The following is a 13,141-nucleotide window of genomic DNA, read 5'->3' as shown; positions in this document are numbered from 1 at the left end:
TCCACACCATCCCCTATTTATTCAAACCACTCCTTTTCTATTTGGGTGGCTACAATATCAACAGTCTGCTTTAACCGCTTAACATCATGTCTCGCATAATGACCAAAACTCATTGTTGCTCCCGTTTTGTGACCTGCAACATAAGCTACATCAAACTCACTGAGTCCTTCAGCGCGTTGACCTGCTGTTATGAAGTGGTTACGTAGTGAATGGAAAGACCGTGTAGAGTCATCAGTAATCTGACTGACTTTAAAGCGAGAGAAGGTACGCCCTGCTGCTTTGTGGTCCACCTTTAATGGTAACGGTAGGTCTATCACTTGGTCAGCTAAAGGAATATACCTTGCCGCACTGTCAGTTTTACCTTTATGCACCACCAAGCATTTAATTCCCTCAATCACCTCAACGTCTGCACTACATAACTCACTGATACGCGCCCCAGTATACAAACCAAGTTTAACCAATGGTTTCACTTCATCAGGGCAATCAGATAAGACCTTACGTAACTGCTCAGTGCTGAACAGTTGCTTACGCTGCGATGTCCCGCTTTTATATGGGCTTAAATCATGGTCCTCAAATGGACTTTGCTTAATGGATATTTCACCCAGTTGAAAAGCATGGGTCCAGATTGATTTAAGACGTGATAGGTGTGCAGCAATAGTGCCATGCGCATATTCATCGCCAAGGTGTTCAATGTAGGCCACTACTGACTTCTTATCGATGTCCTGAAGACCAATATCATTGACTCCCATAAAGGTCAGAAACCTAGTAAGGGATGAATTGAGCTTTTGCTTTGTATCTTCTGACAGCGAAGTCTTACGTGCTAACAGGCTACTTAGGGCCTCCTTGATGGTATAGGTGTAAGGATGATTTGTTTCACCAAAAGCAACATGCCTATATGCAGCATGGGCGATAGGGTTACGCGGGAAGAAGTCATCATAAAAGAGACCTGAATTAACATCCTTAATTCCATCAGCATATTCCTCAGCGACCTGTAGGTGTTTCTTGAAGGTTTCCCTTTCTGGACTGAGAGCGGACTGCATTTGAATTGCCAGTTGGCCGTTGTACCTGTCTCGTTTTAATCTGGCTGTTTTAATGCAGCTTGTATTAAGGCTGAATGTGATATGAGTTTTGCCAATGTGAAGGTGAGCAATTGCCTTGGGTACTCTGCGGTTATAAATGTAGGTGTCGTGATGTTTCTTAATGTGCTTGTTCAATGTGGTCATAATTAATCCCCTTGTAAGTCTTTGTATACCGGAATGTGTAACGCCAAGTGGCTTACATCCCTCTATTGGTCAGGGATTAAGGGAATCGTGAGGATTTGGGGTACTTTGATGTAAGCCACCCACAAGCTTATCGCTTAGTGAGAAAGGCGCTCTTCGGAGCGCCTTTTTTGTTGGTTAGCCGGTTCTGTTAATTTGCGCCGCTTTGGCTACCATGCCGTGATATAAGACAAAGCTGATAACTGAAAAGTGCGACAACCAAACCATTCAATTTATAGTAAAGGCTTGTCAGAAGTGGCATCGCGAAGGTGTTACAGGTTTGAAGAGCCTGTGCTAAGCTAAAATGAGTTTAGCCAGGTAAACAGGAGTTTTTATGACTTTGGAAGGCTTTATCATTGGGATGAGTTTTGCCGCTCTTATGTTTTTAGCTGTGTGGATGTTAGGCAACGTCGGGCTGGATAAAGACAAGCCCGAAAAAAATCATTCATAATCAGTGCTCCCCATAGCAGCCGGTCTGTAGTCTGGCTCTGACTTATCAACGCCCGGGCCCGCGTGCGGGGACAATCCGTGCGCACGCTTTTCATCGGGGCCGCAGTCACTCACGGCTTTTTCTTACCCGACTGTCATTCTTCGCAGCGCTTTTTGTTAGTGTTGCATTCAGTTTGTATTCATTATTACAACTGTACTTTACCTGAATTGTTTCAGATAACAGGTGTTTACTACATCATAAGGACTGTCATGAAAACACAAACAGCAAAATTATCTCTGCTGGCCTCATCATTGGTCGTGCTGGGCCTGGTGTCCGGCTGTACTGCCACGACCTCTTCAAGAGCAATTGAAACCCCGACGGTGGAAAGTTACAACACGGACTATCAGGGTGAAAAGCAAAAGCTGGTGGTAGGGCAGTTTGTTAACCGGTCAGGTTATCAGAACGGGATTTTTTCCTCTGGTCAGGACCGGCTGGGTAATCAGGCAAAAACCACGTTAATTGGCCATTTGCAGCAAACTAACCGGTTTAGTGTACTGGATCGGGACAATATGACGCTGTTAAACGAGGAAGCCGGACGGGCCAACACCGAACAGCAGGTCAGTGGTGCACGGTTTGTGGTGACCGGAGATGTGACTGAGTTTGGCCGCAAGGATGTAGGCGACCGCCAGTTATTTGGTTTGCTGGGTAAAGGTAAATCACAGATAGCCTATGCCAAGGTGACGCTCAATGTGGTGGATGTGAAAACCTCTGAAGTGGTTTACTCCATGTCCGGCGCCGGCGAATACAGTCTGTCTGAGCGAGAGGTTATCGGGTTTGGCAGTACCGCCGGCTATGATGCCACGCTAAACGGTAAAGTATTGGATTTAGCTATTCGGGAAGTAGTGAATAAGCTGGTGAAAGGCATGGAGTCTGGCGCCTGGCCAACCTGATTAACGGATTAAGTTATGGATAAGGTTATTACAGCTTTGGCGCTGGCCGTCATCCTGACCGGATGCACCAGCACCCCGCCACTGTACTATTACGGCGACTACAACAATGCCGTATACAGCTATTTTAAAGGTGGGGAGGTCACTGTACAGGAACAGATTCAGGCGCTGGAAACCACCATTGAAAAAGCCGCGGCCAGACAACAGCACATTGCGCCGGGTGTGCATGCACAGCTGGGCATGCTGTATTTTGAAACCGGTAATGCCGATCGTGGGACTGCGGAGCTCTCCCGGGAAAAGCAGCTGTTTCCTGAATCAGCACAATACATCGACTTCTTGCTGACAACCCGTCAGGGAGGCACGTCATGAACAGATTAAAACAGGGTGTTGTCATGTTCATTGCGTTCGCATTGTCCGCCTGCGCCAGCCAGCAAGCCACTTACGATGACAGTGCCTTCAAACAGTCTGATCCGGCCTCAATACTCATCCTGCCACCGGTTAACAACACCCCGGAAATTATTGCGCCTTACAGCGTGATGGCTCAGGCGGCCACACCGCTTGCCGAGTCAGGGTTCTATGTTTTTCCGGTCGGGTTGGTAGACCAGACCTTTAAAAATAATGGTCTGACAGTGGCACAGGATATTCAGGCAGTACCGGTGGCAAAACTACAAGAGATCTTTGGCGCTGATGCGGCGTTGTATATCACCATTGAGCGTTACGGTACGAGCTATGTAGTGGTGTCCAGCGAAACCCGGGTAACCCTGTCCGCTTCCCTGGTTGACCTGCAAAACGGCCAGCAAATCTGGCAGGGCACGGCGACCGCATCGTCGGCTGAAAATCAGGCAAACGTCAACAACAGCCTGGTTGGCTTACTGATACAGGCCGCTGTTAGTCAGGTGTTTGAAACCGTGACGGATCGTGGTTTTGATATCAGCGCTCTGGCTACCAGCCGGTTGTTGTCAGCAAAAAATAAACAGGGATTACGCTATGGCCCGCGCTCTCCTGAGTATCGACAGGAAGAGGCGCAGCACGGGCAGTAGGGGGTTGCGGCGTGGCAGGGCGCCGCACGATATCTTTGGTAGTAAACATCGTTTAAAACTCGACCACCATTACAACTTGTTATATTCTTCGCTTCGTTTATTTTGTAGTAAAAATGTATCAGGGAAGAAAATGAAAATAACAAGGTATGGTTTTCTGGCTGTCATGGCCAGTACGCTGGTGGTTGCCTGTGGTGGCGGCTCAGGTGACAGCGGGGCAGACACTGACACCCCTTCCAGCGGCAGCACGCCTGTGGTGAATGAAACCAGCGCTTCTGAGATGATCAGTAACGCCACATCTCACTCTGTCTCGCAGCTAAACAACGCTGCCCGTTCACTTGCCAGCACCCGCTATACCGGAAGCGTTGATAAAGCCGACATGGATATTGTGTTGGCACAGCAGGTCGCCAGAATCCTGCTCGACGATGAGTTTTTGATTGTGCCTGAACTGGTCACTCATGATGTCAGTGGCGATGTCTCCCCGGACGGCAAAATAGATACGAGAGTGGCTTGCGATGAAAGTGGCAGCGTCAGATATACAGGCCAGATAGATGAGTCAGGTGAAGCCACCCTGTCGATAGATTTTGATAACTGCAAAAGTTATTACAACCATGCTGCGTTATCTGGTGTTGCTGCACTGATTGTTGTTGTTGATCAGCAGCAGGAAACCGGCTCTTACACCATGTATTTTGATAATGTGCGCTGGCAGGACGAACAAAGCATCGCGTTGTCCGGGCTCATGAAGGTGAATGAGTCGACTTATCATGATCCGTCTTATCCTACCTCGGCAACTCAGTATCTGACAGTCAAAGTGGACGATGAAATCTACTTTATAGATGCTGTTATGACAGAAGTCTTTGAGTGGGGGGGTCAGACAGAAAGTATGCAAGGCCGCCTGAGTGTTGCATCGCGTGGTTATGTCGACTTTGAACTGAAGCCAGAAGTCGACGCTTATGGCCTTAACGGCTCCGTATTGCTGTTCAATGACAATGAAGCCTATGTGAATTTCGAGCAGGATCAGGCGGCTTATGTGGCAGATACGGATAATGATGGAATAAAAGATGCGGCTAAGGTGGTGTATTTTTACGATTTTATGTCACCTATGGTAATAGAGGCTGGTTTATCCCCGCTGAGCGATGTTTCTACCTTTCCTTATGCAGACAGACCTTACTTGAATCAAAGCAATTATGTTGTGTCCTCTGATATTGAGGTAACACCGGGCTATTTCTTTGATATTGAAACACCTCGTTCCCAGCTTAATATCTCGTATAACTGGTATATCAATGGCGTGTTAGCCGAGGATATTCATGGTCCCATCCTGCCGGCATACAGTGCCACTGCTAATGACTTTGTCACGGTGGCCATGGTAGTAGCCGATGAGGCCCATCACTACGAATCCGACCAGGTGGATATCTGGATTGAAGACACGCCTGCTCAGCTCACCATCAGCGATGTTCCGCAACAGATTAAGGCCGGCAACACGGTGAGTTTTTCTGTGGTGATGAGTGACTCGGATATTCAAAGTGCTGACAATCTGGCTAAGCTGACGCTTGCGCCTGAAGGCGCTGTGATGAATGATGAGGGGATAATTACCTGGCAAGTGCCGGATAATCTGCTGTTTAATGAGCAAACCTACTATTTTGGCATCAGTAACCGGTTTGACCCTAACGAAAACGTGGAGCAGACATTAGCCCTGACGGTCGGCAGTGAGCAGTCATTACCCTTGTTTCGTTCCGGCATAGAGGTGCCAGCGGCAAACCGCTCCCAGTGGGTAGTCGATATAGATGGTGACGGGCGCAACGAACTATTGGGAACCGATAACCAGTCCAGAGTCTTTCTACTCGCTCTGGAAAACGCAGAATACCAGCAGCAATGGGCATACCCTTATCTGTTCAGCAAAGATGAGCTGATCAAACAGGTTTTACCGGTAAGGGCAGACCAGCCCGGCGCTAAATCCATTCTGGTTCTGACCAACCACAATATGTGGCTAATTGACGATTTGTCTCAACCTGCCCGAAACATCCTGACCACCGATGATTTCTTGCGTTCAGCCATACTGGTTGATATCGATGGCGATGGCGCAGAAGAGCTGATTTACCATAGCTCTTCATCAGACTGGGATGGGGCTGTTTCGTCCGTCACGGTCGCTGCACTTACCGATACACTGACCGGCGCAGAGACAGTCATTAGCGAGGTTGAATTTACGAATATGGCTGTGGGCAATGTGGATGCCGATGCCAACCTTGAACTGGTAGTAAACACCGGGTTAGTGACTGATCTGATATCGGGCGACACCCAGTGGAGCGCCGGAACCGGATTTGGTACGCAGGTCGCCACTGGTGATTTGCAAGGCGATGGCATTGACGAAATCATCGGGGCTGATTCATGGGGGGCTGTGTATGTTTACTCAGCGGTGGATAAAACACAACTGGACTCCTTTGATGTCAGTCATATCTGTGATTTAGCTGCCTTTGACCTGGACGAGAACGGGGCCGATGAATTGGTTGTCAGCGACTGCCAGTGGGGCGAAGTGCGCGCTTTTACTCTGGATAGTACAGATAAGCTGACCTTGCAGTGGAGTGTTGATGTGCAGGAGCATGGTTCTTCTTCTCTGAGCGCTGGTGACATCGACAACGACGGCGCCCCTGAGCTGCTATGGGGAAGCGGAGTCAGCAGTAGCATGGGCAATGTGCTGGTAACTGCGGATATTGACGGTGTCACGGTAACGGTTAATCAGGAGCTTGCCACCGTTCAGCTTGATGCGTTTAGTGCCTCTGGCTGGGCAAATACCGGCGCTGAAAACGAGCAGGCGATATTTTTGGTGCCTACAACAGGCAATGGTGATAACGGCCTGGCTGTTGCGGCGTTGCAAAAAGACGGCAACGTAAAGCGGGTTGGGCAAGTCGACTCTTCATGGTGGAATACCAGTATATATAGCGCCATTATCGATATTAACCATGATGATATTGACGACATTTTAGTGTCGAATAACGAATCCTTTATCAGTGGCCTGGGAGCATACCAGTTGAATGATTTTTCTGAGCTGTGGACACTCGAGGGCGATCAGGACGCGAGTACTCATCAGATAATTCTTCAGGATATCAATGGCGATGCGTCCGATGAGGCAGTCGTGGCTAACGGCAACGTGATCAAGATTATTGACCTGCAGACACAAGAAGAACTGGCGAGCTATCGGTTTGCAGAGGATGTAGTCGATTTTGATGTGACTGATATTGATGGAGTGAGCACGGTAGTCGTCGCGCTGTATAACAAGCTGCACATACTGACAGTAAATGATTCCCGCTTTGTTGTTGACGGAACAGCCATAGAGACGCAGTGCAATAATGTTCTGTTCTATGGCAAGACAGGCGAGAAAAAGGTGGCCTGTCTGCTGTCAGACTATGCCAGCGCACTGAAAACGATGACTCTGACGGATAATCAGTTAACCAATTTAAATAGTTACAACCTGAGTATTAATGCCGTTGATATCGTGGTGGATCCTACCAATCCGGATGGCTTCATCGTGGCATCTGACAATGGTGACTTCTGGAACTATGGACACTCACAACTACACAGTATGACCAGTCAGGGCGAGCTGGTGTGGTCAGGTCCGTTCCTCATCGGCAGCGCCAACAAGGCCTCACTACAGGTAAGAGAACAGGATTCGGGCAAACTCGAAATCTTATTTGGTAGCAGTAAAGGTATGTACTGGATTCACTAAGCGTATCGCTGTGTGATAAAAATAAGTCATAAAAGGGCATCAGTGTAACGCTGATGCCCTTTTTTGTCTGGCTTCGTTATAATCCGCGTTATTCAAACGATGTTGAGCAACAACAACTATGGCGACCGCGACCGCATTACACATTCTGGTTCGAACCGAAAAAGAAGCATTAAAAATTTTAGAGCAACTCAACAAGGGCAAGGACTTCGGGATGCTGGCCAAGCGTCATTCTAAGTGTCCGTCTGGCAAGCGGGGCGGCGATTTAGGAGAGTTTCGTCGCGGCCAGATGGTCAAACCCTTTGATGATGTGGTGTTCAAAAAAGAATTACTAAAGGTGCATGGGCCGGTAAAAACCCGGTTTGGTTTTCATCTGATTAAAACGCTGTATCGTACCGGCCGTTAGGTGTTATTCAAAAAGCGCTGCAGGGGCACATCCCAGGGCGGCGTATCGTCATAATACTGACTTAAAAAGTCGATAAATGCCCGTAGCTTACTGGCCATTAGGGCGCGGTGAGCATACACCGCGTACAATCCCATGCCTGGCAACGGGTCGTGGGTCAGCACTGGCGTGAGTTGCCCGTTCGCCACTGCCTGGCCAATGATAAAGGTCGGCTGGATTGCAATGCCCGCTCCGGCCACCGCACACTGCACCAGTAAATCGCCGTTGTTACACACCAGTGTACCGGCGGGTAAAGCGCGCATAGAGTCAGGTGCGTAAGGGGTATTGCTGGCATAGCTGTAGTACAACACCTTGTGCTGGCTCAGGTCATCCCAGTCTGTGGGTATTCCGTGTTGTTGCAGGTAGTCCGGGGCGGCGGCCGCCAGCATCCGGATGGGGGCAATACGCCGGGCAATCAGCGACGAGCTGGTAAGCTGACCAATTCGCAGTGCCACATCAAAGCCTTCTTCAATAATATCCACTTTGCGATCATTGAGCTGAATGTCCACGCTGACATCCGGATAAGCCTGCTGAAACCGGGTGAGCAGGGGTCCCATATGTGATACCGCAAAGGAGACCGGCGCACTGATTCGCAATGTGCCGCTGGCCTGGTGCTGCAACCCCGCCAGATCACTTTCCAGATTACCCAGTTCCTGCAACAGCTGCTGAGCCCGGGGGAAATAATTATGACCCGCTTCGGTCAGGTGTACCCGGCGGGTAGTGCGGTTTAGCAGCCGCACGCCCAGCGCGCTTTCCAGCGCCGATACATATTTACTGACCAGCTGTGAGGACATATTCAGCTTTTCTGCCGCACGCACAAAGCTGGTTTCGGTCACTACCGCCACAAAAGCCTGCATCTGAGCCAGTTTATCCATCATTATTATCAACGTTGCATTGTTAATTAAACAATAATAGCAGGATTTATCCTTTTTGTGTGGTTGGCTAAAGTATCACCATCGTTGAGCAGCGGGCTCAACCCCCAACACACAGGTGATAACATGAACACAATTGAAAAAGCACAGGCAGTACTGGCAACCCGGGGATTAGGACAAGTTTTTTTGCGGGTTCCGGTGGGAATCATTCTGGCCGCGCACGGCGCGCAAAAACTGTTTGGCTGGTTTGGTGGTTACGGTCTTGAAGGTACCGGTCAGTGGATGGAAAGCATCGGTCTGGCGCCTGGATTGATTATGGCGCTGCTGGCCGGTAGTGCTGAGTTTTTTGGCGGACTGGCGCTCATTGCCGGACTGGCTACCCGGCCGGCGGCGCTGGTTACAGCGTTTACCATGGTGATAGCTATCTTCTCGGTGCATATCGGCAACGGTCTGTTTATGAGTAACAACGGCTATGAATTTGCGCTGGCATTACTGGCCGCCACCGTTACCCTGACCATACAGGGCGCGGGCAGCTATTCGGCAGATGCACTGCTGGCAGACAAACTGGCCAGCCCGGGCCATAAAAAAGTAGCCGGGATGAAAGCCGCCTGAGCTTTCAGCAGCTAAACAGAGCCAGATACCAAAAGGGGGAGCTATTGCTCCCCCTTTTCACGACCTGCTACAGCTGCAACATCACTTTATCCGGCGTGATCGGAAAATCCCTGACCCTGACGCCGGTGGCATCAAATACCGCATTGGCAATGGCTGCACCGGCGCCGGTAATTCCCAGCTCACCAATGCCCTTACTACCCAGCTTACAGGCTTTGTAGTCCGGCTCTTCGATAAACTCGATAGTCAGCTCGCCAATGTCCCGGTTAACGGCAAAATGATACTCGGCAAAATCACAGTTAATAAAGCTGCCGTCCCGTTTGTCCTGCTGCAAATCCTCAAACAGAGCATAACTGGTGCCCCAAATCATGCCGCCTTTAAGCTGTGAACCGGCGGTTTTGTAATTTAAAATTCGTCCGGCAGAAAACGCCCCGTGCTGGCGTAATACCCGCACTTCACCGGTGACGGTATCTACCTCCACCTCAGCAAAATGGGCCGCACTGCTGTACTGGGCATAGTTTTCGTTGCCTTCATCCGGGGCGACTTCGCCGGTCACGCTAAGCGTGCCGTTGTCTTGCTGGCTAAGCAGGGTGGACAGGGCGTGTTGCTGACGGGTTTGTCCTTCGCCCAGCACCAGGTTATCTCCCTCAATATTGAGCTGTTCGGTGCCCATGGCCACGCCGGCCAGCTCACACAAACTGGCCGCCAGACCCTCACAGGCGTTCAGCACCGCGGTGCCACAGCTTGAGGCCCCAAACGAGCCGCCCGAACCACATGAAGCCGGCGCCCGGCTATTGCCCAGATTCACGGTGACCTGACTGACCGGCAGGGCAAAATAGTCGGCCACAATTTGACTTAAAATGGTGTAGGTACCGGTGCCGATATCGGTCATGTCGGTATCTACCGTCAGGGCGCCGTGCTGATTAATGCTGACACTGGCCGCCGCAGGCACAATAATGTTCATGCGCATGCCCACAGCCACCCCAAACCCGGTTTTTTTACTGCCGCGCTGTTGCTTTTTACGGGTATGCCAGCCAAAGCTGGCTGCGCCCTTGTCCAGACATTCACGCAAGTTGTTCGTCGAGAAGTCAGCGCCGGTAATTGGGTGCTCTAAAGCCAGGTTCTGTTGCCGGAAGGTCAGTGGATCCAGCCCAAGCTGGTGGGCCAGCTCATCAATGGCCGACTCAAAGGTTAGCGAACCAATGGCGTCGCCGGGTGCGCGCACCGAATCAATCATGGGCGAATCGACTACTTTAACCCGATGCTGACTGTCGATAGCCGGTGCCTGATAGTTGATACGTGCCGCCACGCCGCTGCCTTCAGCAAAGGCATAATCGCGGGCCATCGGCATAAAACTGTGATGCTGCACAGCCTTTAACCCGCCCTGGTTATCGGCTCCCAGCGACATGAACTGGGTACTGTGGCCGCGATGGGGCGCATTATGAAAAACCTGTCTGCGGGTCATAACCATTTTGACCGGCTTTTTAAGTAAAAGTGTGGCCATGCAGGCCAGAATGGCATCGTTGTGAATACCCAGCTTTGAGCCAAACCCGCCACCCACGTACGGGCTTTGTATTTCGATGGTATCTGGTTCAAGCTTAAAGGTGGTAGCGATGCATTGCACTGCGGCTGATAAAATCTGAATACTGGTATGTACCTGCAGGGTTGTGCCGTCATAGCTGGCAATGGTGGCATGCGGCTCCATCGCCGCCGAGACCTGACTTGGTGTGGTGTATCTGACATCCAGACGGCTCTGGGCCTGTTTTAGTGCCTGGTCGGTGTCACCCACGCTCGCATCGGCATCATAACCGCCATCTATATCTTCAGGCACCACGGTTGCCTCTTTCGGCTCCTCCAGTAAATCCACCTCATCAGCATCAATATCAAAATCAATCAGGCTGGCGGCATAGCGTGCCTGCTCAAGGGTGTCGGCCACCACCAGCGCAATTGGAAAGCCGGCATAACGAATGCGGGTGTCATTGAGCAGCGCCCGGCTTTGCATAAACCGGCCTTTATCTTCCGGCTCGCCAAACGGCAGCTGGGCCGGGGCGTTATGGTGGGTAATCACCATGTGCACACCGGTTTGCTGCTCGGCGCGTGTGGTGTCAATGTGGGTCAGGGTGCCTGAGGCTACCGGTGCACCAAGCTGCCAGGCAATTAAGGGTTTGGTGTCAAACTGATTTTCCGCTGCATAGCGGGCCTTGCCCTGTACTTTGAGCGGACCATCCACCCGGTTGGCTGGCGCGCCAATGGTATAATCCCCGGCGCCGGTGTTCTTAGAAGAAGAATTAGCGGGCATAAATGGCTCCCTGATGTCCGGGCTGCGCCGACTGATGGTCGGCCACCTGTTGTAAAACATGAATAAGCGTGCGTTTAAGCATAGGAATTTTGTAGTCGTTCCCTCCAAAACCCTGCGCCGGGCTCAGTGCTATTTCCGCAGCTTCTTCAAATAATGCCGCGGTCGCGGTTTTACCCTTTAAAAAGGACTCGGTGCTTTGTGCATGCCACGGATGCGGCCCCACGCTGCCAAATGCCAGACGTACATCGGTAATAATGCCGTCTTTAAGCTGCATATCGCAGGCAACCGACACCAGTGCGAACGCATAGGAAGAGCGGTCACGCACTTTTTTGTATACCTGAGTACCAGCGCTGTGTTTAGGGATACTGACATTAACAATCAGTTCATTTTCCTGCAGCCAGGTTTCCAGATGCGGGGTGTCGCCGGGTAATTTATAAAGCTGACGAACCGGAATGCTGCGGGTCTGTCCGTCAGGTGTGATGGTGTTTACGCTGGCATCCAGTGCTGTCATGGCGGTCGCCATATCCGACGGATGCGAGGCGATACAGTGAGGCGAGGTGCCCAGTATGGCGTGTATCCGGTTAAAACTGCCGATCGCACTGCAGCCACTGCCAGGCTCACGCTTGTTACAGGGTTTGGTGGTATCGTAAAACTGATAACAGCGGGTACGCTGTAACAGGTTTCCAGCGGTAGTAGCCCGGTTTCGCAACTGCACGGTGGCACCTGATAGCAGAGCCTGGGCCAGCAGTGAAAGCGACGGATGCTGATAGGCAAATTTTGCCAGGGCCGTGTTACTGACCATGGCGCCAATTAAAAACTGATCCTCGTCCTCACAAATGGTATTGGCGCTTTTCCAGCCAGATAAATCGATAAGCGTATCGGGGGTTTCAATCTGGTGTTTCATTAAGTCCACCAGATTGGTTCCTCCGGCCAGAAAGCGGGTACTGCCTGACGGGTGACGAAGATCGTTGGCCTCTTCAAGAGGCATCACAGTGAAGGGTTTCATTCAGCCTCCGTTACCGTAGTGACGGCTTCCACAATATGGGGATAGGCGCCACACCGGCACAAATTTCCGCTCAGTCGCTCTTTGACATCTTCCAGCCGGGTGTAGTGTTCATCAAACCACAGAGTGCTGGGCTGGTTATCGGCCAGCTCTTGCTGCAAAGCGACCCCAGAGCATATTTGCCCGCTGGTGCAATAGCCGCACTGAAATGCATCTTTATCAATAAATGCCTGCTGTAAAGGATGCAGAGCATCTTCTGAGGCAATGCCCTCAATCGTGGTGACGGTTTTTCCGGCCAGCTGAAAGGCCAGCAGCAAGCAGGCATTCATGCGCTCGTCGTTAACCAGCACGGTGCAGGCACCGCACTGACCATGATCGCAACCTTTTTTAGCGCCAAACATGGCCAGTTCCTGATGCAGAAAATCCAGCAGGGTTGTTCGGGGGTCTTCAGGTAACGCGTAGGCGCGACCATTAATGGTGATGTCAGGCATGCCTGTTTCCTTTGTCGGGGCATACCGCCGCAGT

The 13,141-nt window shown here is 51.0% G+C and carries 11 protein-coding genes; 6 read left to right on the top strand and 5 right to left on the bottom strand.

Annotation, left to right across the window (positions count from 1 at the left end):
• Nucleotides 1-17: 17 nt before the first annotated feature.
• On the bottom strand, nt 18-1,223 hold the full coding sequence (locus tag EZV72_RS17495) for a phage integrase SAM-like domain-containing protein (protein WP_137168443.1): 1,206 nt from the start codon (nt 1,221-1,223) through the stop codon (nt 18-20).
• A 735-nt stretch (nt 1,224-1,958) separates the two neighbouring features.
• Here EZV72_RS17495 and EZV72_RS17490 point away from each other — a divergent pair.
• From EZV72_RS17490 to ppiC, 5 genes are all read left to right on the top strand, one after another.
• Nucleotides 1,959-2,639 (top strand): CsgG/HfaB family protein, encoded by a 681-nt coding sequence (locus EZV72_RS17490; RefSeq protein WP_137168442.1) that lies wholly within the window; start codon nt 1,959-1,961, stop codon nt 2,637-2,639.
• Nucleotides 2,640-2,654: 15 nt separating this feature from the next.
• Nucleotides 2,655-3,005, top strand: coding sequence for a DUF4810 domain-containing protein (locus EZV72_RS17485; protein ID WP_137168441.1), 351 nt, complete (start codon nt 2,655-2,657; stop codon nt 3,003-3,005).
• Nucleotides 3,002-3,676 (top strand): DUF799 domain-containing protein, encoded by a 675-nt coding sequence (locus EZV72_RS17480; protein ID WP_137168440.1) that lies wholly within the window; start codon nt 3,002-3,004, stop codon nt 3,674-3,676. Before EZV72_RS17485 ends, EZV72_RS17480 begins: the two co-directional genes overlap by 4 nt.
• Before the next feature lie 130 nt (nt 3,677-3,806).
• Nucleotides 3,807-7,394, top strand: coding sequence for an FG-GAP repeat domain-containing protein (locus tag EZV72_RS17475; protein WP_137168439.1), 3,588 nt, complete (start codon nt 3,807-3,809; stop codon nt 7,392-7,394).
• Between the two features lie 118 nt (nt 7,395-7,512).
• Nucleotides 7,513-7,797, top strand: a complete 285-nt coding sequence (gene ppiC, locus EZV72_RS17470; protein ID WP_137168438.1) for a peptidylprolyl isomerase PpiC — start codon at nt 7,513-7,515, stop codon at nt 7,795-7,797.
• On the opposite strand, the gene EZV72_RS17465 is transcribed toward ppiC, so the two are convergent.
• Nucleotides 7,794-8,711: a LysR family transcriptional regulator gene (locus tag EZV72_RS17465; RefSeq protein ID WP_332308327.1), complete on the bottom strand. Its 918-nt coding sequence runs from the start codon at nt 8,709-8,711 to the stop codon at nt 7,794-7,796. The genes ppiC and EZV72_RS17465 overlap by 4 nt on opposite strands.
• Before the next feature lie 120 nt (nt 8,712-8,831).
• Here EZV72_RS17465 and EZV72_RS17460 point away from each other — a divergent pair, with 120 nt between their 5' ends.
• The gene (locus EZV72_RS17460) at nt 8,832-9,317 is read left to right on the top strand and encodes a DoxX family protein (protein WP_137168437.1); all 486 of its coding nucleotides are present in this window, start codon (nt 8,832-8,834) and stop codon (nt 9,315-9,317) included.
• Between the two features lie 67 nt (nt 9,318-9,384).
• Here the strand turns inward: EZV72_RS17460 and EZV72_RS17455 are convergent, their stop codons facing one another.
• From EZV72_RS17455 to EZV72_RS17445, 3 genes are read right to left on the bottom strand one after another with little or no spacing between them, the layout of a single operon-like run.
• Nucleotides 9,385-11,613, bottom strand: a complete 2,229-nt coding sequence (locus tag EZV72_RS17455) for a xanthine dehydrogenase family protein molybdopterin-binding subunit (RefSeq protein ID WP_137168436.1) — start codon at nt 11,611-11,613, stop codon at nt 9,385-9,387.
• The gene (locus EZV72_RS17450; RefSeq protein ID WP_137168435.1) at nt 11,603-12,619 is read right to left on the bottom strand and encodes an FAD binding domain-containing protein; all 1,017 of its coding nucleotides are present in this window, start codon (nt 12,617-12,619) and stop codon (nt 11,603-11,605) included. Before EZV72_RS17450 ends, EZV72_RS17455 begins: the two co-directional genes overlap by 11 nt.
• Nucleotides 12,616-13,107 (bottom strand): (2Fe-2S)-binding protein, encoded by a 492-nt coding sequence (locus EZV72_RS17445; RefSeq protein ID WP_137168434.1) that lies wholly within the window; start codon nt 13,105-13,107, stop codon nt 12,616-12,618. Before EZV72_RS17445 ends, EZV72_RS17450 begins: the two co-directional genes overlap by 4 nt.
• Nucleotides 13,108-13,141 lie beyond the last annotated feature (34 nt).

The sequence above is a fragment of the Salinimonas lutimaris genome (assembly GCF_005222225.1).
GTDB lineage: Bacteria > Pseudomonadota > Gammaproteobacteria > Enterobacterales > Alteromonadaceae > Alteromonas > Alteromonas lutimaris.
The sequence above is the reverse complement of the archived record's forward strand: the minus strand, read 5'-3'. Positions and strand labels throughout refer to the sequence as shown.